The organism is Nitrobacter hamburgensis X14 (genome assembly GCF_000013885.1).
GTDB classification, from domain to species: Bacteria; Pseudomonadota; Alphaproteobacteria; order Rhizobiales; family Xanthobacteraceae; genus Nitrobacter; species Nitrobacter hamburgensis.
Window position 1 is genome coordinate 2,554,912 of the sequence record NC_007964.1, and the last position, 23,295, is coordinate 2,578,206.

The 23,295-nt window shown below is 64.0% G+C and carries 19 protein-coding genes; 8 read left to right on the top strand and 11 right to left on the bottom strand.

The annotated features are described in order from the left end of the window. Positions 1–31 precede the first annotated feature (31 nt). Complete coding sequence (locus NHAM_RS11720) at positions 32–1,132, bottom strand: lysine-2,3-aminomutase-like protein (protein WP_011510769.1); 1,101 nt, start codon at positions 1,130–1,132, stop codon at positions 32–34. Continuing rightward, on the bottom strand, positions 1,129–2,166 hold the full coding sequence (epmA, locus tag NHAM_RS11725) for an EF-P lysine aminoacylase EpmA (RefSeq protein ID WP_011510770.1): 1,038 nt from the start codon (positions 2,164–2,166) through the stop codon (positions 1,129–1,131). The genes NHAM_RS11720 and epmA overlap by 4 nt, the downstream gene beginning before the upstream one ends. A gap of 143 nt (positions 2,167–2,309) precedes the next feature. Here epmA and efp point away from each other — a divergent pair, with 143 nt between their 5' ends. The 3 genes from efp to NHAM_RS11740 all read left to right on the top strand — a co-directional run bounded on the left by efp (position 2,310) and on the right by NHAM_RS11740 (position 6,001). Further along, the gene (gene efp, locus NHAM_RS11730; protein WP_011510771.1) at positions 2,310–2,876 is read left to right on the top strand and encodes an elongation factor P; all 567 of its coding nucleotides are present in this window, start codon (positions 2,310–2,312) and stop codon (positions 2,874–2,876) included. A gap of 134 nt (positions 2,877–3,010) precedes the next feature. Continuing rightward, on the top strand, positions 3,011–4,708 hold the full coding sequence (locus tag NHAM_RS11735; RefSeq protein WP_011510772.1) for a peptidoglycan DD-metalloendopeptidase family protein: 1,698 nt from the start codon (positions 3,011–3,013) through the stop codon (positions 4,706–4,708). 69 nt (positions 4,709–4,777) lie between these two features. Then, the gene (locus NHAM_RS11740; protein ID WP_011510773.1) at positions 4,778–6,001 is read left to right on the top strand and encodes a lytic murein transglycosylase; all 1,224 of its coding nucleotides are present in this window, start codon (positions 4,778–4,780) and stop codon (positions 5,999–6,001) included. Positions 6,002–6,167: 166 nt separating this feature from the next. Here the strand turns inward: NHAM_RS11740 and NHAM_RS11745 are convergent, their stop codons facing one another. From NHAM_RS11745 to NHAM_RS11775, 7 genes are all read right to left on the bottom strand, one after another. Then, positions 6,168–6,590, bottom strand: a complete 423-nt coding sequence (locus NHAM_RS11745; RefSeq protein WP_011510774.1) for a RidA family protein — start codon at positions 6,588–6,590, stop codon at positions 6,168–6,170. A gap of 345 nt (positions 6,591–6,935) precedes the next feature. Continuing rightward, entirely contained in the window at positions 6,936–7,967 is a 1,032-nt protein-coding gene (locus NHAM_RS11750) for an IS110 family transposase (protein ID WP_011508717.1), read from the bottom strand. Between the two features lie 98 nt (positions 7,968–8,065). Further along, positions 8,066–9,907 (bottom strand): single-stranded-DNA-specific exonuclease RecJ, encoded by a 1,842-nt coding sequence (gene recJ / locus NHAM_RS11755; protein ID WP_011510775.1) that lies wholly within the window; start codon positions 9,905–9,907, stop codon positions 8,066–8,068. A gap of 67 nt (positions 9,908–9,974) precedes the next feature. Beyond that, on the bottom strand, positions 9,975–10,970 hold the full coding sequence (gene glpX, locus NHAM_RS11760; protein ID WP_011510776.1) for a class II fructose-bisphosphatase: 996 nt from the start codon (positions 10,968–10,970) through the stop codon (positions 9,975–9,977). A 46-nt stretch (positions 10,971–11,016) separates the two neighbouring features. Beyond that, entirely contained in the window at positions 11,017–12,339 is a 1,323-nt protein-coding gene (locus NHAM_RS11765; protein WP_011510777.1) for a homoserine dehydrogenase, read from the bottom strand. A gap of 81 nt (positions 12,340–12,420) precedes the next feature. Next, a complete protein-coding gene (locus NHAM_RS11770) occupies positions 12,421–13,638 on the bottom strand; it encodes an LL-diaminopimelate aminotransferase (RefSeq protein WP_011510778.1) in 1,218 nt (405 codons plus the stop codon). Positions 13,639–13,893: 255 nt separating this feature from the next. Further along, positions 13,894–14,208, bottom strand: coding sequence for a hypothetical protein (locus tag NHAM_RS11775; protein WP_011510779.1), 315 nt, complete (start codon positions 14,206–14,208; stop codon positions 13,894–13,896). 273 nt (positions 14,209–14,481) lie between these two features. Between NHAM_RS11775 and NHAM_RS11780 the strand changes: the two genes are divergently transcribed. Further along, entirely contained in the window at positions 14,482–16,287 is a 1,806-nt protein-coding gene (locus NHAM_RS11780) for a PHA/PHB synthase family protein (protein WP_011510780.1), read from the top strand. A 212-nt stretch (positions 16,288–16,499) separates the two neighbouring features. Then, positions 16,500–16,898: an MAPEG family protein gene (locus NHAM_RS11785; RefSeq protein ID WP_011510781.1), complete on the top strand. Its 399-nt coding sequence runs from the start codon at positions 16,500–16,502 to the stop codon at positions 16,896–16,898. A gap of 83 nt (positions 16,899–16,981) precedes the next feature. On the opposite strand, the gene argC is transcribed toward NHAM_RS11785, so the two are convergent. Both argC and NHAM_RS11795 read right to left on the bottom strand, forming a co-directional pair. Next, positions 16,982–17,980 (bottom strand): N-acetyl-gamma-glutamyl-phosphate reductase, encoded by a 999-nt coding sequence (argC, locus tag NHAM_RS11790; RefSeq protein WP_011510782.1) that lies wholly within the window; start codon positions 17,978–17,980, stop codon positions 16,982–16,984. 114 nt (positions 17,981–18,094) lie between these two features. Then, complete coding sequence (locus NHAM_RS11795; protein ID WP_011510783.1) at positions 18,095–18,625, bottom strand: DedA family protein; 531 nt, start codon at positions 18,623–18,625, stop codon at positions 18,095–18,097. Between the two features lie 282 nt (positions 18,626–18,907). Between NHAM_RS11795 and NHAM_RS11800 the strand changes: the two genes are divergently transcribed. The 3 genes from NHAM_RS11800 (at position 18,908) to NHAM_RS11810 (ending at position 23,277) form a co-directional block, all read left to right on the top strand. After that, entirely contained in the window at positions 18,908–19,276 is a 369-nt protein-coding gene (locus tag NHAM_RS11800; protein ID WP_011510784.1) for a hypothetical protein, read from the top strand. A gap of 115 nt (positions 19,277–19,391) precedes the next feature. Next, positions 19,392–21,443 (top strand): DNA topoisomerase IV subunit B, encoded by a 2,052-nt coding sequence (parE, locus tag NHAM_RS11805; protein WP_011510785.1) that lies wholly within the window; start codon positions 19,392–19,394, stop codon positions 21,441–21,443. A gap of 19 nt (positions 21,444–21,462) precedes the next feature. Continuing rightward, the gene (locus tag NHAM_RS11810) at positions 21,463–23,277 is read left to right on the top strand and encodes a DUF4153 domain-containing protein (protein WP_011510786.1); all 1,815 of its coding nucleotides are present in this window, start codon (positions 21,463–21,465) and stop codon (positions 23,275–23,277) included. The last annotated feature ends 18 nt before the right edge of the window (positions 23,278–23,295 follow it).

Below are 23,295 nucleotides of genomic sequence, written 5' to 3' on the forward strand. Positions count from 1 at the left end.
GCCTGCCGCCTCCCCGACCGCACCGATCCGTCTAGAGCTTCGGCGGATAGAGGTGAACGCCGCCGCAATAGTCGACGATACGATAACGCGATTCCGGCCGATGTTCACCTTCTCCGAAGGTTAAATCTGACTGCGACAGATAGTCCGGCCCCACCGGCGACTTGCCGTATCCGCCCGGAATATCGAGAACATAATCCGGCTGGCACAGTCCGGACACACGGCCTCGCAGTGCGCGCATCAGCGCCCGGCCCTGCTCCAGCGTGGTCCGCAGATGCGCCGTGCCCGGCGCGAGGTCGCCGTGGTGCAGATAGTACGGCTTGATGCGGCATTCGACGAAGGCGCGCATCAGCGCTTCCAGCGTCGCCGCGTCATCGTTGACGCCGCGCAGCAGCACCGACTGGCTGACCATGGGAATACCGGCATCGACGATCCGCGCGCAGGCCGAGCGCGCCGCGGCGGTCAGTTCGCGGGGATGATTGGCGTGCAGCGCCAGCCAGGTGGTGGCGCCCGCCGCTTTCAAGGCCGCCACCATCTCGTCGCTGACTCGCGTGGGATCGGCGACCGGCACGCGGCTATGGATGCGGACGATCTTGACGTGACCGATCCCGGCAAGCTCGGCCATGATCTCGGCCAGCCGCCGCGGCGACAGCATCAGCGGGTCGCCGCCGGTCAGGATCACTTCCCAGACTTCCGGATGCGAGCGGATGTAATCGAGCGCGGCCGTGGCCGCGGATTTCGACAGCGCGGTTTCCTTGGCGGGCCCTACCATCTCACGACGGAAGCAAAACCGGCAATAGACCGCGCAGACATGAACGAGCTTGAGCAGAACCCGGTCGGGATAACGGTGGACGATTCCGTCCACCGGTGAATGCGCGCGATCGCCGATCGGATCGGCGCGCTCGCCGGGCTGCGCCGCCAGCTCATCGACACTCGGGAGATATTGTCGCGCGATCGGATCGTCGGGATCGTCGGGATCGATCAGGCTGGCCACCTCCGGCGTGACCGCGATCGCATAGCGCGCGGCAACCCTGGCGAGATCGGGCAGAGCCGCGGCCGGCGCGAGGCCATGGGCAATCAGGTCCTCCGGCTGGCGCAATGTCGAAACGACGCTTCTGTTGGTCCTGACGCTCATGCATCCTCCGCAGGCGGCGTCCACACCACCTGATCGATCCGCAATGCGCCGCTTGCCAGCATCACCAGCCGGTCGAAGCCCAGCGCCACCCCGCTCGCTTCCGGCATTTGCGCGACCGCCGCAAGAAAATCCTCATCCAGCGGATAGCGCTCGCCGTAGCGGCTTTGCTTGTCGTCCATCGCCCGGTTGAAACGGATGCGCTGTTCGGCGGCGTCGGTCAATTCACCAAACCCGTTCGCAAGCTCGACGCCGCAGGCATAGATCTCGAAACGCTCGGCAACGCGGCTGTCGGCCGGATCGATGCGCGCCAATGCGGCTTCCGGCGCTGGATATTTGGACAGTATCGTCAACCTCCCCTGCCCGAGACGGGGCTCGACATGCTCGACCAGCACCTTGCTGAAAATATCCGACCAGGTGTCGTCGTCCGCGATCCGCACTCGCGCCTGCGCCGCCAGCGCGGCGCGATCGCCCTCGCCGCCGACCACGGTTTTCAAGAGGTCGATCCCGGCGAAGCGATCGAACGCGGCGGCGACTGTCAGTAATTCCGGCTCCGCAAACGGATCGGCGTGCCGGCCGCGAAACGAGAACGCGCCTATACCTGTCGCCTTCGCCGCGCGGGCAATCACGGCGATGCAGTCGGCCATGATGACGTCGTAGGACCTGCCTGCGCGATACCACTCCAGCATGGTGAATTCAGCGAGGTGCAGATCGCCGCGCTCGCGGTCCCGAAACACCCGCGCGAACTCCACGACCTTCTGCTCACCGGCCGCCAGCAGCTTCTTGCAGGCGAATTCCGGGGAGGTGCGCAAGTAGCGCGTAACCTGATCGCCGGCCGGCGATGTCAGCGTGGTGCGGGGCGCGTGAAGGTGGGTTTCGTTGCCCGGCGACGCCTGCAAAACGCCGGTTTCGACCTCGACGAAGCCCTGCGCGTCGAACCATGCCCGCAGCGCACGGGTCACGGCGACGCGCGCCTGCAGAAACGCCCGCCGGTCCGCGTGCCTGGCCCGGTCCCACCAGGGTGAAATTCGATTCATCCATCCTCAGCAATCGACCGGAATCGGTCCCAAACCACTGGCGCCGACGGGCCAAATCAGTATGTTCGGCCCGAAACCGCCTCAACAGCCGCAGGACGCCCCGTCCGGACCGGTCTCGAGCCCGAACCTTAGGAAATCCAGCCTTGAGAGTCATCGCCAGTTCTATTCGCAAGGGCAACGTCATCGAGCAAGACGGCAAGCTCTACGTGGTCCTGACCGCGGAAAACATCCACCCCGGCAAGGGAACCCCGGTCAGCCAGATCGAGATGCGGCGGATCAGCGACGGCGTGAAGATTTCCGAGCGCTACAAGACCACCGACCAGGTCGAGCGCGCCACCATCGAGGACCACAACTTCACCTTCCTCTATGAAGATGCCGACGGCTTCCACTTCATGAATGCCGAGAACTACGATCAGGTCCAGGTGCCCAAGGATGTCGTGGGCAACGTCGCGCCCTACCTGCAGGAAAACATGGTGGTGAAACTGTCCCTGCACGAGATGGTGCCGGTGGCGATCACGCTACCGCAGCGGGTGACGCTCGAAGTGGTCGAAACCGAGCCGGTCACCAAGGGGCAGACCGCGTCCTCGTCCTACAAGCCCGCCATGTTGTCGAACGGCGTCCGCACCGGCGTGCCGCCCCATGTCGCCGTCGGCACGCGGATCGTGGTGATGACGGAAGACGGCTCCTACGTCGAACGCGCCAAGGACTAGAGCCTTTTCGCTTCTGATAGAATCAGAAGCGGGCTCTATGATTTTGATTTGACGCGTTTTCTTCCCGCGAACCGGTACCCACTTCGCTCGAAAACGCTCTAACAGAAACGCCGACGGGAAGCAGGGCCACGGATGTGAGACTGACGGTTCGCGGCAACAGTCCTCTCCGGTTCTTAAGACGCGCGGCCGCGGCGTGGCTGCTGCTCGCGGCCGCCACCGGCGGTGCCGCCGCCGACGACTTCAAGACCCCCGGCATTTCGATCGCCCGGGTAGAATGGCGCACCGTTCTCGACCAGTTCAAGTCCGAGATCGAGGCCTGGCCTGCTATCGACGACCGCTTCACCGTCAATGCATTGCGCCACCTGCCGCCGTCCGATCCGCGCATCATGCCGGCGCTGATGCAGCTCAATGCGGTAACGCTGCCGCTTTTTGCGCGCATCAACCAGAGTCCGGTGCCGGTGCTGCTGCCGTTCGATGCCGGCATGTATCTCAACGCGCGCGCGACCGGCGCACCGGCGAGCCTGCCGCTCGCACATTATCAGGCGGGATTTCAGCGGCAAATGTTCGACGCCGGTCTGGCCGGCTATGATGCGAAGTTCGCGCTGGCGCCCGGCGCCGGTGAGGGCATGCCGCAACTGAACTTCACCAGGCCCGTCGAAGTCCAGATCACCGGGTCGATCCTGACCTACGACATCGACGATCCGTCGGGAGGAAAAGGCGAGCCCGTGAGCGCGCTCGCGGCGCAGTTTCCGGATCTCCGGCGCGTCATTCGCGAAGGTTACGTGCGCTACGCTTTCACGCGGTTCGGCGCTCCCTACGTGGTTTCGATCCCTTGTCTCGACAGCGCGCCGCGCACAAACCGGCTGGCTTGCCGCGAGGCGTCGGTGGTGGCCGAGCGGTTTCTGAAAGCGTTGCGCATCGCCGGCGGGCGGCCGTCGCAATCCCGCAGGAATATCGCGCCCGGCGTCATGCCGCGCCCTGCGGCCCCCTCGCCCGATTTTACCTACCGGCCTCCGGGCGACATCATCACGAACAGCGGCTATCGCGGCCAGGGCGGCCGCGCCGATCCGACCGTCTACTCGCAGATCCGGTTTCCGATCGAACAGGCGCCGGCTTACGCGAACTCGCAATCGTTTCTGAACTGGGGCGACTGCTTCCACCGCGGCCGCATTCCGCCGCCCCACGCCAAAGGCGACGCCTATCATTGCAAGTCGAGCAACAAACCGCTGGTGTTCGACGAATCCGCCACCGAGAACTATTCCTACCCCTGGCAGGACAATTTCTGCGAGGCCCGCGATTTCGACGTCGGACAATGCCCCGCAGGGTCCGGACATCAGGGTCAGGACCTTCGCCCGGCAACATGCACGCTCCGCAACAAGGGCGCCGACCGCTGCATTCCGAACCGCTATGCGGTCGTGGCCGTACGTGACGGCGTCATCATCCGCTCGCCGAAACAACAGGCGGCGACGTTGCTGATCGACACGCGCAACGAGCACGTGCGCTTTCGTTACATGCACATGAACCCGGCGCAACTCGATGAGGACGGCATCATCAATGATCGTCGCGTGAGCGAAGGCGAAAAGATCGGTCTGGTGTCGAATTACATGGATCACTCCGGGGGCACCACGACCCACCTGCATTTCGACGTGCAGGTCTTCACGCGCGACGGCTGGCTCTGGGTCAACCCCTATGTCACGCTCATTTCGGCCTATGAGCGCCTGATCGGCGGACGTGGCCGCGAGGTCGCCGCCGAACCCGCGGCGGGCCCGCCGACCGCGAAGCCGCAGGATCCCACCCATCCCGAGAAACCCGCCGAGGGCGAGGACGACTGAGGAAGACTTAAGTTCCCGCAACGCAATGAAACTTTGCCGCCGGGCGCTCCCCTCCGTTAAGCTGGCCCCATGATGATCTTCGATTCTCGAATCCAGTTCAGCCGGCGCAGCGCGCTGCAATGTCTCGGTGCGGCGGCGGCGCTCGCGCCCTTCCCGGCTCTCGCAGCCATGCCTCAGGGCTTCGAGCAGTGGCGCGACAAATTCCGCGCCCGCGCGCTGTCCAAGGGCATCTCAGACGCGACATGGGCCCGCTGCGTGGGCCGGATCGAGCCGGACATGAGCGTCTTCAAGCAGATGCGCAAACAGCCGGAGTTTCACGAAAAGACCTGGCAGTACATCAACCGCCGCGTCTCGGACTGGCGCATTACCGCCGGCAAGGAGGCGCTGCGGAAGAACGAGGCGCTGTTCGCGCGGATCGAGCACGATTTCGGTGTCGAGCGCGGCACGCTGCTGGCGTTGTGGGGCGTCGAATCCGCGTTCGGCGATCCGCTGGTGCAGAAGAACCACATGCGCCCGGTGTTCCCTTCGCTGGCGGCGCTTGCCTGGAACGAACCGCGCCGCCGCCGCTATTGGGAAACCGAACTGATCAACGCGCTGCGGATCGTGGACAAGGGCTGGAGCACGCCCGAGGAGATGCGTGGCTCCTGGGCCGGCGCGATGGGACACACCCAATGGATGCCCGAGGTCTGGCTCAACGTCGGCATGGACTATGATCGCGACGGCCGGGTCTCGCCGTTTGGAAAACCCGACGACGCACTGGGATCGACCGCGCGATACCTTATCAAGCGTGGACGATATCATCGCGGCGAGCATTGGGGGTATGAAGTGCGCGCATCCGCCGGCGCAAGCGCCAGCCGCACCTATGCCGCGTGGGCCACCGCCGGCGTGCATCGCGCCGACGGCAAGCCGTTTCCGCAGCCGAATGCGTCGGCCAAACTCTGGGTCCCGGAATCGGACGGTCCGGCATTCCTGCTGGGCCCCAATTTCTTCGCCGTGCGCAGCTACAATCCGTCGATGAATTATACGCTGGCGATCTGCCATCTCGGCGATCGTATTCTCGGGGCACCGCCTTTCATCCAGCCTTTCCCCGGTTCGGAACGCACGCTCACGCTCGCGGAAGTGCAGGAAGTGCAGACACGTCTGACCAGCGCCGGCTTCGATACCGGCGGCACCGACGGCCGCGTCGGCAACGACACCATGAAGGCGGTGAAGGATTTCCAGACCCGCGTCGGATTGCCTGCCGACGGCTACGCCGGACTCGAGGTTTTGGCGCGGCTTCGGCGCGGCGGCTGAATAGAGCACAATGGATTCAGGATGAATCAGCCTGCCCGTCATTGCGAGTTCGCGACAAAATTGGTTTTTGCCAATTTTGCGCTGAGCGAAGCAATCCATAAGGCTACAACGGAAGGCTGGATTGCTTCGTCGCTTCGCTCCTCGCAATGACGAAGATAATCCAGTCTTAGCTCTCGGCCACCACAGCAGTGAGATCGACCTCGACCAACATGCCGGGCCACGCCAGATTGTTGATGAACAAAAAAGTGTGCGCCGGCAGGCCGGGCGCATCCTTAAACGCCTCGGCGCGGGCGCGGTGATAGTTTGGCGCCTCGCGCACGTCGAGCAGGTAGGCGCTGATCTTGACGACATCGGCAAGCGTCGCGCCGTGCCTGGCAAGCACCGCCGCCGCTTTCTCGTAAGCCAGCCGCGTTTGCTGGTAGACGTCGCCGGGATGGTGGATCACACCCGGCGCGTCGCCCGTGTCCTCGGCGCCGATTCCCGACAGGAACAGCAGTCTCCCCGGCCCCTTGACGCTGACGACCTCGGAAAACGAGGTCTTCGACCATCCCGCATATTGAAAGTGCTGCTTTTCCAGCTTGCCGGGCATCGTCGGGCTCCTTTTGCCGTGGTGTTGACGGTGACCCTCGTTGCCACAATGCGTCACACCGATGCAAATCGGCTTTGACTCATATGTGGAACGGCCCGGTTAGCAAGGTATTCGTCGCATAAATCGCCGTCGGACGGTGCAGTCATATGTCCGGCCTAATTGGCGCGGTCCTTAACCGCTGGCCACGATGAGATCCGCGATACCGATCGCCTAATCAAATTCACGCGCTCGAAGGCGCAGTGCGTCAGACGGTCTGGTCGGCATCGAGGTATCGTCCCTCAGGTTCATCATGCTTTGGCACCTTGCCGCTTGATCCCAGCGCGAGACGCCGGAATTCCTTTTGTTCTATGCCCTCGTCATGATCGCGGGTGCTTGGTACGTGCCGCCTTTGACGAGAAGCGCCCAAATCGTGCGGGCGATCTTGTTGGCCAGCGCGACGGCTACGACCTTATATGGTCGCCGTGCCATCAGCGAGATGATCCACGAGGGCAGCTTTACGCCTCTGCGAGCTTGCTTCAGGATCGATGTCGCGCCAACGATCAGCAGCGTGCGCAACTGTTTATTTCCCTGTTTTGATATTCGGCCAAGCCGCTCCTTGCCGCCGCTGGAGTTAGCTCGCGGAGTAATTCCGATCCAGGCAGCAAGATCGCGGCCCGTTTTGAATACCGTGGGATCCTGAATTGTGGCTCGGACTGTCGCGGCGATGATCGGTCCGACGCCTGGGATGCTGGTCAGTCGCCAGGCGGTCTCATCTGCCTTCACTGTCGCGATGATCTTCGTATCGAGTTTCTCGATACGTGCCGTCAGCATCTCGATTTGCTCGGCCATCTCGAGGAGCGCTGCCCGAGCCGCGACTGGGAGACGCGTGTCCTCTGCGTCCCGCAGGACCAGGATGAGCTTCGCGATACTGGTCATGCCCGCGGCGGCGATGATGCCGAGCTCAGCCATATGAGCACGCATTGCATTCGCCGTCTGGCTCCGCTGACGGACGAATAGTTCACGGGTCCTCAGCACCATGCAGGCTGCCTGTTCGGCGGGGGTCTTGATGGGCACGAAGCGCATGGTGGGCCGCGATACTGCTTCGCAAATCGCCTCGGCATCAGCAGCGTCGGTCTTGCTTCGCTTGACGTAGGCCTTCACGTAGGTCGGCGGCATCATCCTGACCGTATGCCCGAGTTGCCCAATGGCATTCGCCCAGTAGTGCGAGCTTGCACACGCCTCGATCCCGACAAGGCACGGGTCGATAGCGCGGAAGAAGTCCAGCACCTGCGATCGCCGCAAGGCTCGGCGGACGACGATACTCCCGTCGTCGGCAATGCCGTGGACCTGAAATACCGACTTGGCCAAGTCTAAGCCGATCGTGATAATCTTCTCCATGGGAACGGTTCCTTTTGTTTCGTGGCGGTTCGCATCACCACGATAAGCACCTTCGGTGCCGCTTCGAAGGGCCGTTCCACACCATCAAATAACGGGTGTCAGCGAATGATCTCCGGCTGGACCGTCGGCAAGGCCACATCGCTGACGCGCAACTGCACGCGCTCCGCGCCCTGCCAGCGGTCCACCGCCAGCGATCCCGCCACATGCAGCGGCTGGCCGCGCATCTGCGTCAGGACGTTGCCGAGCGGTTGGCCGATCGCGCGGAACGCGATGCCGTTCACGATAGCGCCGTCACCGGATTTGAATCGCAGCCGAAGATGCGCCTGCCCGACCTCGTCGGCATAGATCAACTGGTGCGACGGCAGAGCCACCACCGGCTCCGGATTGCCCGCGCCGAACGGCCCGGCGCGATTGAGCGTCGCCACGAACTCGGGCGTCACCGCCCGCGCGCTGACTGCGCCATCGATGAAGAGTTCGCGGACATGACGCGACCGCGCGACATCGGCGGCGAGTGCCTTTTCCATGTAGGCGCGGAATTCCGCCAGCCGCTCCTTGCGCAGCGTAACGCCCGCCGCCATGGCGTGACCGCCGCCCTTGAGCAGCACGCCGTCGGTCACGGCCTGCCGCACCGCCTTGCCGAGATCGACGCCGCCGATGGAGCGGCCCGATCCGGTGCCGATACCACCCGGCTCCAGCGCCACAACGAAGGCGGGCCGGGAAAACTTGTCCTTCAACCGCGACGCGACGAGACCGACCACGCCGGGATGCCAACCCTCGGACGCCGTGACGATGACGGCCCCTTTGTCCTCGAGACCGAGCGAGGCCAGCGCTTCGGCTTCGGCCTGCGCCTCGGCGGCCTGCTCGATCACGCGGCGCTCGACGTTGAGGCGATCGAGTTCGGCCGCGATCCGCGCGGCCTCCGAGACATCGCCTTCCAGCAGCAACCGCACGCCGAGATCGGCGCGTCCGATACGGCCGCCTGCATTGATGCGCGGTCCCAGCATGAAACCGAGATGCCAGGCTTCCGGCGGGCCGTTCAGCCGTGCGACATCCATCAGTGCGGTGTGGCCGACATGATCGCGGCGGCGTAGCGCGATCAACCCCTTCGCGACGAAGGCACGGTTGAGGCCGGTCAGCGGCGCGACATCGGCGACCGTTCCGAGCGCGACGTGATGCAGCATGTTCAGGAGATCCGGCTCCGGCCGTTCGTCGGTCCAGAAGCCGCGCTGACGCAGTTCGCGGTTCAACGCGACCAGCGTCACCAATACGAGACCGACGGCGGCGAGATGTCCGAGCCCGGAGAGATCGTCCGGCCGGTTCGGATTCACCAGCGCCTCGACCTCGGGCAGATCGTCGCCGCACTGGTGATGATCGATCACCACGACCGACATGCCCTGCTGTTTGGCAACCGCCAGCGGCTCGATGCTCGTGGTCCCGCAGTCGACCGTCACCAGCAGCGTTGCGCCCCTGGCTGCAAGCGCGTTGATGGCTTCGACATTCGGGCCGTAGCCCTCAAAAATCCGATCAGGAATATGGATCAGCGGATCCAGCCCGCAATGGCGCAGATGCCAGGCGAGCAGCGCCGCCGAGGTTGCGCCGTCGACATCGTAATCGCCGAAGATCGCGACCGTCTCACCGCGCATCGCGGCGTCCGCCAACCGCTTGGCTGCCGCCTCCATCTGCGTCACGGTGAAGGGATCGGGCATCAGCCGGCGGATGGTCGGATCGAGAAAATCCGCGACCGCATCGACCTCGACGCCCCGCCCGGCAATCACCCGCGCCAGCATCTCCGGCAACTGGTGGCGCTGGGCGATCGCCAACGCGCGCGCCGCGCCCCGCGCATCGAGGCGATCGCGCCACAGACGCCCGGTCGCCGAATGCGACACGCCGAGAAAGGCGTCAGGCGCTTCGACCGGCAATGCGGAGGCGGGCAAGGTCATGGTGTCGTCCGTACCTTGCGATATGCCCTGAAGCAACCGCGTCGGCGACAGCCTTGCCTGGATTGGCTCAATCCAGGTCGAACTTGTCCAGTTGCCGATGCGCGGCCTTGATGCGGCGCACGGTTCCGGACACCGAGCGCATCACCACCGTATCGGTCTCGATCACGCCCTTGCGAAACCGGACGCCGGACAGCAGCGAGCCCGACGTCACTCCCGTGGCGGCGAACAGGCAATCGCCTTTCACCATGTCGCAGATCTCGTATTTCTTCTTGGCATCCATGATACCCATTTGCAGGGTCCGCTCGCGCAACGCCTCGCTGTCGATGATGAGACGGGTCTGCATCTGGCCGCCGATGCAGCGCAACGCCGCCGCCGACAGCACGCCTTCCGGCGCGCCGCCGCTGCCGAGATAGATGTCGATTCCCGTTCGCGGCTCCGCGGTGTGGATGACGCCGGCGACGTCGCCGTCGCTGATGAGGGTCACCGCGGCGCCGAGCTTGCGGAGTGCGGCGATCTTCGCGGCGTGGCGGGGCCGGTCGAGCAGGATGGCGGTGATCTCGGTCGGCTTGACCCCCTTGGCCTTGGCCAGATTGATGATGTTCTCTTCTACCGGCGCGTCGAGATCCACGGTGCCCTTCGGATAGCCGGGACCGATCCCGATCTTGTCCATGTAGCAGTCCGGTGCGTGAAGCAGCGTACCGCGTTCGGCCATCGCGATAGTGGCGATCGCGCCCGGCATGTTCTTGGCGCACAGCACGGTGCCCTCGAGCGGATCGACGGCGATATCGAGCTGCGGGCCGTGTGTGTTACCGACCTTCTCGCCGATGAACAGCATCGGCGCCTCGTCGATCTCGCCCTCGCCGATCACGACCGTGCCGTCGATCGGCAATTTGTTGAGTTCGCGCCGCATCGCATCGACCGCGGCCTGATCGGACGCCTTTTCCATGCCGCGCCCGCGCAGACGCGCCGCCGCCACCGCCGCCCGCTCCGTCACGCGCACGATCTCGAGCGTCAGGAGGCGCTCCCGCACCTGCTGCGGCGGGACGGACGTTTGTGTCGGCATTGCTCAACTCTCCCTCAGGCGTCGCGGCAGGCTGGTCTGCTTTCCTTCAGTTCTTCTCGATGCGTATGACCTGCGGGCGGCCGGTGATGACCTTGTCCGCCCGCACCGCCTGGAGCGCGCGATGCACCGCGTCCTCGCTGGTCGCATACGTTATCAAAATCACCGGAACCGGCGCGGCCGGCTTGCTGGACTCCGTCATATCCAGCTTGCCGTTAGGATGGCGCTGGACGATCGATTCGATCGAGATCTTCTGCTCCGCCAGCCGGGTGGCGATGGTCGCGGCAGTGCCGGCGAAGTCGCGCGCCATCAGCCGGATGTAATAGCCGCCCTCGTGGCGCTCCATCGGCGCCTTCGTCGTCGCGAGCAATTGCTCCGCGGGCCGTCCGAACGGCAAAGCGCGGATGCCGCACGCGACATCGGCGATATCGGCGACCACGGCGGACGCCGTCGCTGCGCCGCCGGCGCCGGGGCCGACAAGCGTGATCGGCGGGATGCCCTCGCCGTCGATGGTCACCGCATTGGTGACGCCCATGACCTGCGCGATGGATGAGGCCTTCGGCACCATGGTCGGATGCACCCGCTGCTCGATGCCCTTGGCGGTTCGTACCGCAACCCCGAGCAGCTTGACGCGGTAGCCGAGTTCTTCCGCCGCGCGAAGATCCTCCGGCGCGATCGACGAAATGCCTTCGACATAAACGGAGCTCTGCGCGACGCGCGTGCCGAAGGCGAGGCTCGCCAGGATCGACAGCTTCTGCGCGGTGTCGTGACCGTCGATGTCGAACGACGGATCGGCTTCGGCATAGCCGAGACGCTGGGCCTCCTTCAGGCATTCGGCGAACGACAGTCCCTCCCGCTCCATCCGCGTCAGGATGTAGTTGCAGGTCCCGTTGAGGATGCCGTAGACGCGATTGATCGTAGTGCCCGTCAATCCTTCCCGCAGCGTCTTGATGACGGGAATGGCGGCGCCGACCGCTGCCTCGTAGTTCAACGCGCCGCCGTGTTGTTCGGCGAGAGCGGCGAGCCGCAGGCCGTGCTTGGCGATCAGCGCCTTGTTGGCCGTCACCACCGGCTTGCCGGATTTCAGGGCCGCCTCGATAGCCGATCGCGCCGGGTCGTCCGAACCGCCCATCAGTTCGACGAAACAGTCGATGTCGGGATCGTTCGCCAGCGCCAGCGCATCCTTGGCCCACGCAATGCCGCGCAGGTCGAGGTCGCGCTTCCGGGTCTTCGAGCGCGCGGCGACGGCGACCACGCGAACGCCGCGACCGCAGCGCGCCGACAGCGCCCGGCCCTGCTGCTCGATGAGACGGACGACCGCGGACCCCACAGTGCCGAGCCCCGCGATGCCCACTTTCAGGGGTGCGACCATGTCAGGAAACCTGCTGGAAAAACCGGTGTTGCAAGGCACGAACCGGCCCGGAGACCGAAAGGCGGTTCTCTGGACTGGCGCCTATCGCCGGTTGGCGAGAGGAACCACGTTGTGCAATGTTTCGATGCCGCTTTCAAGGAAGTGGCGTACGCCGCGGGCGGCCTGGCGGATTCTCTGCTCGTTTTCCACCATGGCGATGCGGACATAGCCCTCGCCGTGCTCGCCGAAGGCGACGCCGGGCGAGACCACGACCCCGGATTTTTCGACCATCAGGGTGGCGAACTGCATGCTGCCGAGATCGCGGAACTTCTCCGGCAGCGGCGCCCATGCGAACATCGAGGCCTGAGGCGGCGGGATCACCCATCCCGCGCGACCGAAGGATTCCACCAGCGTGTCGCGGCGCTTGCGGTAGGTCTCGCGCATCTCGCGGATGCAGGCATCGGAGCCGTTCAGCGCCGCCGTGGCCGCCACCTGCACGGGCGTGAAAGCGCCATAATCGAGATAGGATTTGACCCGTGCGAGCGCCGCGATGATGCGTTCGTTGCCGACGGCGAAGCCGATGCGCCAGCCGGCCATCGAGAACGTCTTCGACATCGAGGTGAACTCCACGGTGACGTCGATCGCGCCGGGCACCTGCAGCACCGATGGCGGCGGGTTGTCGTCGAAATAGACTTCGGAATATGCGAGGTCGGACAGGATGAAAATCTCGTGCTTCTTCGCGAATGCCACGAGGTCCTTGTAGAAATCGAGGCTTGCGATCTGCGCCGTCGGATTCGACGGGTAGCAGACGATCAGCGCGATCGGTTTCGGAATGGAATGGATGATCGCGCGCTCGCAGGCGGCGAAGAAATCCGGCGTCGGTGCTGAAGGCACCGAGCGGATCACGCCGCCCGCCATCAAAAAGCCGAATGCGTGAATCGGGTAGCTCGGATTCGGACACAGCACGACATCGCCCGGCGCGGTGATCGCCTGAGCGACGTTGGCAAAGCCTTCCTTGGAGCCGAGCGTGGCCACGATCTGCGTGTCGGGATTGAGTTTCACCCCGAAACGGCGGGCATAGTAGCCCGCTTGCGCCTTGCGCAGGCCGGTAATGCCGCGCGAGGCCGAATAGCGGTCGGTCTTGGGCTTGCCCAGGGTCTCCTTGAGCTTCTTGATGACATGGGGCGGCGTCGGCAGATCCGGGTTGCCCATGCCGAGGTCGATGATATCGGCTCCGGCGTTCCGTGCGGCCGCCTTGGCGCGGTTGACCTGTTCGAACACGTAAGGCGGCAGACGGCGGATACGATAAAACTCTTCCATGGGTCCTGGCTCCGGGGCCGGATTTGACGAGGCGATCGGCACATTGCCCCGACGAAGTCGGCGGGACTTCTCCAAAAATGTGTGTATTCAACGGCTTGGCATATTCAAACACGATTTCGCCGGCGGTCGATGTTTGACGGTTTCGCGCAAACTCGTGCTTGATTACCTCGTGCTTGAATCATGCCTTTTTAGCACGGACGCCCTGCTCTGCCAGCACTTCGCGTGTCTTGCGCGGACGAGAATCGCGCGCACGGACTATTTGGCGTCCGGGGAGACCTGGGACTGGTGGTCGCGTGCGGCGATCAGTTCCTTTTCGATCCTGGCCTGTTCGGCGGGATCCATCGCCGTCTGATCTCTCGGCGCGGGAAGGTCATGCACCGCGGGATAGGCCGACACGTCGTGCGCCCGTTCCGGCGCGTCCGACGGGCCTTCGAAAGGCAAATCCGCAATCGACGTCGAGCAGCCGCCGAGCGACAGCGACAGCAGCACCAACGTGGCGGCGCAGACCGTCGCGCGGCCTATACGCGTCCGCGCTTGTTTCTTCGATGCTACCGCCCCGGATACGCTCACGCCGCCCCGCCCCGGCTTGCGGCATCATGATGCGCCTTCTTCACCCGATCATATCGCAAGGATAGAACCATTATCGCTCCAGAACATTAAGCTGCTATGGCGCCGCAACAGCGCCACTACAACCGGCTCATCGGGGCTCATATATGGCCGGATCAAGATGTTTTGTCGCACCGCAACACATGGAAACCGGCAACCCTCCCCAGATTATGCCATGATCGATGCCCGGCAACGTGCGTGACGGAATTTTGAACAAACCCTCTCAGGTGTATGGCCATGAGTGAGTTACCCGTCGGGACCAAGCGCGCGGCCCGGTTCGATCCCGATACCTTCGCGATGAATCTCGCGAACGCGATGGAGAGCGGCGGCAGGGCGCTGGCCGCCTACCTCAAAGCGCGTGAGAACGACGAGGCGCGCGACAACCCGCCGAACGAGTTCGCCGAGTTGATCAAGACCGTCAGCACGGTCGCCGAATACTGGCTGTCGGACCAGACCCGCGCAGTCGAATTGCAAACGAAGCTCGGCAAGGCCTACCTCGACCTCTGGGGCTACGCCGCGCGTCGCCTCTCCGGCGAGGAGATCGAGCCCGCCATTGAACCGGCCCCCCGCGACAAACGTTTCACCGATCCGGAATGGCGGTCGAACCAGTTCTTCGATTTTGTGATGCAGGCGTATCTGCTGACGACCAAATGGGCGAACGAGCTGGTGCGCGACGCCGACGGCCTCGATCCGCACACCCGCAAGAAGGCCGAGTTCTATGTCGCGCAACTCACCAACGCGATGGCGCCGTCGAATTTCGTGATGACCAATCCGGAGGTGCTGCGCGAAACCTTCGCCCAGAACGCCGACAATCTCGCGCGCGGCATGAAGATGCTGGCGGAGGACATCGAGGCCGGCAACGGCGTGCTGCGCATCCGCCAGTCCGACTCCGGCAATCTCGTGGTCGGCGTCAACATGGCGACGACGCCCGGCAAGGTGATCTACCAGAACGAGCTGATGCAACTGATCCAGTATTCGCCGGCCACCGGGACGGTGCTGCGGACGCCGCTGCTGATCGTGCCGCCGTGGATCAACAAGTTCTACATCCTCGATCTCAGGCCGGAGAAATCCTACATCAAGTGGTGCGTCGATCAGGGCATCACGGTGTTTGTGATCTCCTGGGTCAATCCCGACGGGCGGCTCGGGGAAAAAACCTTCGAGGACTACATGAAGGAAGGTCCGCTGGCCGCGATCGACGCGATCGAGAAGGCGACCGGCGAGACCAAGGTGCATACCGCCGGCTATTGCGTCGGCGGCACCCTGCTCGCGACCACGCTGGCATGGCTTGCTGACAAGCGGCGGGCGCGCGTGACATCGGCGACGTTCTTCGCCGCGCAGGTCGATTTCACCCACGCCGGCGATCTGCTGGTCTTCGTGGACGAGGACCAGATTTCCGCGCTCGAACGCGACATGCAGCAGTCCGGCGTGCTGGAAGGCAGCAAGATGGCGATGGCCTTCAACATGCTGCGCTCCAACGACCTGATATGGTCCTATGTCGTCAGCAACTATCTCAAGGGCAAGACGCCGCCCGCCTTCGATCTTTTGCACTGGAATTCGGATGCGACGCGGATGCCCGCGGCCAACCATTCCTATTACCTGCGCAACTGCTACCTCGAGAACCGCCTCTCCACCGGCTCGATGGTACTCGACAACACCCTGCTCGACCTCTCGAAGGTCAAGGTGCCGATCTACAATCTCGCCACCCGCGATGATCACATCGCGCCGGCGGAATCGGTGCTGTACGGCTCGCGGTTCTTCGGTGGCCCGGTACGCTACGTGCTGTCCGGATCCGGGCACATCGCCGGCGTGATCAATCCGCCGCCACTCGGCAAATACCAGTACTGGACCAACGACGCCATCGGCGACACCACGCTTGCCGAGTGGATGAAGGGCGCGCAGGAACATAAGGGTTCGTGGTGGCCGGACTGGCACGCATGGCTGCGAAACATCGACGCCGAGGAAGTCGCTGCCCGCGAGGTCGGCAGCGTCGCGCTGCCGCCGATCGAGGACGCGCCGGGCAGCTATGTCCGCGTGCGCGCCTGAGATCACTCCGTCGAAACCACCCGCGTCGCGGATTGGCGCGATCATGGCGACGGTCTATGCTTCGACCATGCCGCGCGTCCCTGCCGGGACGGCATTAGAGCAAGTGGATACCGGTTCGCATGAAGAAAACGCGTCAGACCAAAATCATAGAGCCCTGCTTCTGATACCATCAGAAGCGGAAAGGCTCTAGTCGATCTGGACGGAGAGACTCCATGACTCGTGAATTGTTCTGGCTGACATGCACGGTTATCCTGACCGGGTTGCTGTGGGTTCCCTACGTGCTCAACCGCTGCCAGGTCCGCGGCCTCCGTGGCGCGATGGCAAATCCTTCGCGCAACGACAAGCCCCATGCCGAATGGGCCAACCGCCTGATGTTCGCACACGACAACGCGATCGAAAATCTCGTGATCTTCGCGCCGCTGGTGCTGATCCTCAACGCGATCGACTATTCCAGCAAATGGACGGTGCTCGCCTGCGCGGTCTATTTCTGGGCGCGCCTCGCGCATCTCATCGTCTATACCATGGGCCTGCCGGTATTCCGCACGCTCGCCTTCACCGTCGGCTTCCTCGCGCAGGCCGTGCTGGCGCTGGCAATCTTCAAGGTGTTTTGAGACCCCGCTACACTGACGGGACCCCGCATCATCCGGCGCTGCGCGACGGCGCATCGCACGCAGCCCCGAAGCAGCGAGCGCAATCAGTCCAGCCCCGTATCCGGCAGACCCAGCATCAGCCGCATGTTCTGCACCGCCGCGCCGGATGCGCCCTTGCCCAGATTGTCGAGCCGCGCGACCAGAACGGCCTGCCGGTGCTTGTCGCTGGCGAAGACATGAAGCTCGAGCCTGTTGCTGCCGTTCAGCGCCTCCGGCTCGATCCGTCCGCTTTTCGCAGCAGTGTTGTCCAGCGGCATTACCGAAACATAGGTGCTGCCCGCATAACGTTTCTCCAGCGCCGCATGAAGCGCGGCGCCGTCGGGCTTTCCAGGCAACGTATCGAGATGCAGCGGTATCGACACCAGCATACCCTGCCGGTAGTCGCCGACCGATGGCGCGAAAATCGGCCGCCGCGTCAGGTTCGCGTACTTCTGCGTTTCCGGCAGATGCTTGTGCTCGAAGCCGAGACCATAAAGCTCGAACGCGGGCGCCGTTCCCTTCTCGAAGCTCTCGATCATGGACTTGCCGCCGCCGGAATAGCCGCTCACCGCATTGATGGTGACGGGATAATCCGGCGGGATCAAACCGGCATCGATCAGCGGCCGCAGCAACGCAATCGATCCGGTCGGGTAGCAGCCGGGGTTCGCGACCTTGCGCGCCGCCTTGATCCTGTCCGCCTGGTCCGGCGTCAGTTCCGGAAAGCCGTAGATCCAGTCCGGCGCAACACGAAACGCGGTCGAGGCGTCCAGCACTTTCGGCGCGCTCGCGCCCATGCCGTCGATCAATGCGACGGTCTCCTTCGCCGCGTCGTCGGGCAGGCAGAGGATCACGAGATCGACCTCCGCCATCAGCGCGCGCTTGGCGGCCGGGTCCTTCCGCTTGTCGTCGGCGAGGCTTTCGACGGTGACATCGCCCTGCCGGTCGAGCCGTTGGCGGATTTCGAGGCCGGTGGTTCCCGACGCACCGTCGACGAACACCGCCGGCGTGGCGGCGGTCTGGCCGCTCGAAGCGCGACTTTTCGGCCTGGTGTCTGCGAGAGTCATGACGTCATCCTTGCATCCGCGAGCACGCTCGCGGTCTTTTTCGGACTTGTAACCCAGTTGCGGTGACTGCGCGACCGCCAGTTGTCCGATCGTCGGCGCAGAGGTCGCTCGGACTCAAACCGTACGCCACACCCATTCGACGACCCGCGAGATCACATCGCCGAACATCAGCAACACGGCCGACCAGATCAGCGCCGAAATCCAGTTGGCGAGCTGGAAACGCCAGTACGGCATCTCAAAAATTCCTGCGGCGAGCGGCACCGTGGCGCGCAGCGGTCCGAAAAACCGCCCGATATATATGGAGGGGATGCCCCATTTCTCCACAAAAGCCACGCCGCGAGGCAAAAGGCCGGGATGCCGCGACAGCGGCCAGATCGAAGCGACCCGGTCCTTGAAGGTGAAGCCAATCCAGTAGGACAGCCAGTCGCCGAGCGCCGCGCCGAGCCCTCCAGCCACCCACACCGGCCAGAAATTGATCTGCCCCGGGCCCATCATCGCGCCGATCGCAACCAGCGCGCCCCAGGCCGGGATCAGCAGCGAGATGAAGGCGAGCGACTCGCCGAAGGCAAGCACCAGTACGACAGGGGCGGCCCAAATCTGGTGATCGCGCACGAAGTCGACCAGGCCGCGTGCGACGTCTTCCATTCTTGAGCGCCTCTCGCCGGATCCTCTCAAGCGGCGGGTGCGTTTGAATCAGATCCGCCGCCCCGGAGACCCGCGCCACAGGTAGGCCAGCCCGTCCCACGACTTCAAGTCACAAAGACGCGGGCTGTGCTAGAGCATTTCCCGGTGAAGTGGAAACCGGTTCACCGTAAGGGAATGCGACCATTCAATAGTTTAGAGCGCCGCTCTGATTCCATCAGAGCGGTAAGCGCTCTAAGTCTCCTCCCCGGCTTGCCATTCAGTCAGACATTAAGAGGACAATAGATGATCGGATCATTGATGATGTGCGTGAGTGTGGTGATCCTGCTGGCGGGCATGATCGCCGGCATCGCCATGGGAGTTCAGGAGAATTTTGCCCTTGCGCCGGCTCATGCCCACCTCAATCTGGTCGGCGGCGTGCTGCTGTTTCTGTTCGGCCTGTATTACCGGGTGATTCCGGCCGCGGGCCGAACCACGCTGGCGCGGATTCAGGGCTGGCTACACATTCTCGGCAGCATTCTGTTTCCGGCCGGAATCGCCCTCGTGCTGGTGGGCGGCCACGCCTATATCGCAGCACCTATCATCGGTTCGTTGATTCTGGTGACGGCAATGACGCTGTTTGCGGTCGTGGTGTTCCGCACCCGGGCGGCCTGATTCCGCGACGTGACGGCACCGGAAGGGGGGCGGTGGTCACATTTCCAACCCCATCCATGGCATAGTCAGGGCAATCGATTCGCTCGCCCGCACCGCGCGCAACGCTTGATGTTTTATGTCCAAACCACTGAAACAAAAAACAAAACCGTCTAAGGATCTGTTCGACGCCTCGGAGGCCAAGGGCCGTCCCACTGCCCGCGACTCGAGCCGCGCATCGGGAGCCGAGGCCGACTACACCGCCGCTGACATCGAGGTGCTGGAGGGGCTTGAGCCGGTCCGCCGCCGCCCCGGCATGTACATCGGCGGCACCGACGAGAAGGCGCTGCACCACCTGTTCGCCGAGGTGATCGACAACGCCATGGACGAGGCGCTGGCGGGGCACGCGACCTTCATCGTGGTCGAACTGGCCGCCGACGGCTTCCTCACCGTCACCGACAACGGGCGCGGTATCCCGGTCGATCCGCACCCGAAATTCCCGAAGAAGTCGGCGCTCGAAGTCATCATGTGCACGCTGCATTCGGGCGGCAAGTTCGACTCCAAGGTCTACGAGACCTCGGGCGGGCTGCACGGCGTCGGCGTCTCCGTGGTCAACGCCCTCTCCTCTCGCCTCGAAGTTGAAGTGGCGCGCAGCCAGAATCTCTACAAGATGACCTTCGAACGCGGTCACCCCAGGGGCAGCCTCGACGACCTCGGCAGGATCAGTAACCGCCGCGGCACCACCATCCGCTTCAAGCCGGACACCGACATCTTTGGGCCCAAGGCCGCGTTCAAGCCGCAGCGCCTGTTCAAGATGACGCGCTCGAAAGCGTATCTGTTCGGCGGCGTCGAAATCCGCTGGCGTTGCGCGCCTGACCTGCTCAAGGGCCTCGACGACATTCCGGCGGAAGCGACCTTCCACTTCCCCGGCGGCCTGAAAGACTATCTCGCCGCAGCGATCCACAAGGACACGCTCGTGCATCCGGACATCTTCTCCGGCAAGTCCGGCCGCAACGGCGCGCACGGCGCCTGCGAATGGGCGGTGGCGTGGACGGCGGACGCCGACGGATTCCTGTCGTCCTACTGCAACACGGTGCCGACGCCCGATGGCGGCACCCACGAGTCGGGTCTGCGCAGCGCGCTGCTGCGCGGGCTGAAGGATCACGCCGAACGCGTCGGCCAGGGCAAGCACGCCGCCTCCGTCACGTCCGAGGACCTGATGGTCGGGGCCGCCGCGATGCTCTCGGTGTTCGTGCGAGAGCCCGAATTCCAGGGCCAGACCAAGGACCGCCTCGCCACCTCTGAGGCCTCGCGGATCGTCGAGCAGGCGATCAAGGACCCGTTCGACCACTGGCTGTCCGGCAATCCGGTGCAGGCCAACAAGCTGCTCGATTTCGTGATCGAGCGCGCCGACGAGCGGCTGCGCCGCCGCGCCGAGAAGGAAACCTCACGCAAGAGCGCGGTGAAGAAGCTGCGCCTGCCCGGCAAGCTCGCCGATTGCACCAACACCGCGACAGACGGTTCCGAACTGTTCATCGTCGAGGGCGACTCGGCCGGCGGCAGCGCAAAGCAGGCGCGCGACCGCAAGACGCAAGCCGTGCTGCCGTTGCGCGGCAAAATCCTCAACGTGGCATCGGCGACCAGGGACAAGGTGACCGCCAACGCCCAGCTCTCCGACCTGATCCAGGCGCTCGGCTGCGGCACCGGCACCAACTATCGCGAGGAGGATCTGCGCTATTCGCGCGTCATCATCATGACCGACGCCGACGTCGACGGCGCCCACATCGCCTCGCTGCTGATTACGTTCTTCTACCGGCAGATGCGGCCTCTGATCGACGAGGGGCATCTCTATCTCGCGGTGCCTCCGCTCTATCGCCTCACCCACGGCAGCAAGACGGTCTACGCCCGCGACGACGCCCACAAGGACGCGCTGCTCAAGAGCGAGTTCAACGCCAACGCCAAGGTCGATGTCGGCCGGTTCAAGGGCCTCGGCGAGATGATGCCGGCGCAGCTCAAGGAAACCACCATGGACCCGGCGAGGCGCACCATGCTGCGCGTGGTGCTGCTGGCGGAGGATCGCGACGGCACCGCGGATTCGGTCGAGCGTCTGATGGGCACCAAGGCGGAGGCGCGCTTCGCCTTCATCTCCGAAAAGGCCGAATTCGCCAGCGAGGACTTGCTGGACGTGTAAATAACCCATCGGAGGCCTGATGGTAACCGAAGCCGACGGAACAACCATTGATCAATCAAACCCGCTGGGCGGCGTGCGGGTCGCTATCGGCCTTGCGCAAGGTATCGCGCTCTACGCGCTGTTCAATGCGGCCCAATCAAAGGGCTGGCCCGCGACCAACGGGCCTCTGTTTGCGACGCTATCCGCGGTCTTCGTTTTCGTCCCGGCAATACTCGTCTCCGGCCTCGGCAGCCTTCGGCTCCGGCTCCTGTGCGGATGGACACTTGCCGTGACCGTAATCTGCGCGGGCCTCGGATGGTACGATATCGTCCGCAATCCAGGCGTGCTGCCCGCAACGCCGCGCATCGTACCCTCGCTGCAGCTCTGGCTGGCGCTTGCGGCCGGGCTGTTCATCGCCCAGAGCCTGCTCGTGGCCGGGGCTGGAGATCGTAAATTCTTCGCGCGATACGCAACCTATTTCGACGTCTCCTGGAAATATGGCCTGCAGCTCCTGCTTGCCGCGCTGTTCGCTGGTATATTCTGGCTGCTGCTGTGGCTGGGCGCTGAACTTTTTCGGCTGATCAAAATCGATTTCATCGCCACCATCATTCAAAAGAACTGGTTCTGGATTCCCGCAACAACGCTGGCGCTCAACTGCGCTTTCCATATCACCGACGTTCGCGTCAGTATCGTCCGTGGCGTGCGAACGCTGAGTTGCAATTTGCTGTCATGGCTGCTGCCGCTAATGACCGTGATCGCGCTGGCGTTCATCGTGGCCCTTGTCTTCACCGGCATGGACCCGCTCTGGCAAACCCGCCGTGCGTCAACGATTTTGCTCGCCGCTGCTGCAAGCCTGATCTTCCTGATCAACGCCACCTATCAGGACGGGCGCAATATCGACACGGATCTTGCGCGCCCCATGTCGCGATTTCAGCGTATCTCGATGATGGCGGCCTCGGCCGCGCTGGTGCCGTTCGTCCTGCTTGCCGCTTACGGGATTGCGTTGCGCGTCAGGCAATATGGCTGGACCCCCGAACGTATCTTCGCAACGGCCTGCACGATCGTCGCGGTATGTTATGCAGTGGGCTATGTCGTCGCGGCTGCACGCCCGAACACTCGGTTCGCGTGGGTCGAACCCGCAAACATCGCCACCGCCTTCGTCATTCTGGCGACTCTGTTAGCTTTGTTCAGTCCGATCGCCGACCCGGCGCGGATTTCGGTGGCCGATCAACTGCGCCGGCTTGAGGATGGTCGGGTCGCGCCGGAACGATTCGACTATGCATTCCTCCGATTCGATGCCGGGCGCTTCGGAACGGACGCGTTGCATGAACTGGCCGGGCAAAAGACCCTTGCCGTTGCCGCCGAGCAATCGGCCAGCATGTTGCGCAGGCAATCGCGCTACGAGGCGCGCAGACTGATGCCCGCTTTGACGCCCGACGACATTGCTGCGAACATCACCGTCGCGCAGCCTGTAGGACAAACCCTTCCGCGCGAGTTCCTTGCAACGGACTGGATCAACAACAAACGCTCCTACCTCATTCCGGCCTGCCTGAAAGCGCGGGCCAAGTGCGACGCCGTCATCGCCGATCTTGAGGGCAATGGCGCTGATGACATCATTCTTCTGCCAGCGGGCATGTCGAGCGCAGCCGTGTTCCGCAAGACTGGCGGGAATTCGTGGGACTTCTTTAGCACCCTTGTCAATGTCGGCTGTCGGGGCGTCCGCGACGCCCTGATCGCCGGACAATTCAAGATTGTCCCGCCCGTCGCTAAGGAGCTGGACGTTGGCGGACAGCGATTGAGAATGACGTGGCCCGCGGGGTGCTCCGAGGGTACAGTTACGATCAAGTCACCGTAGCGCCTTCATTCACGGACA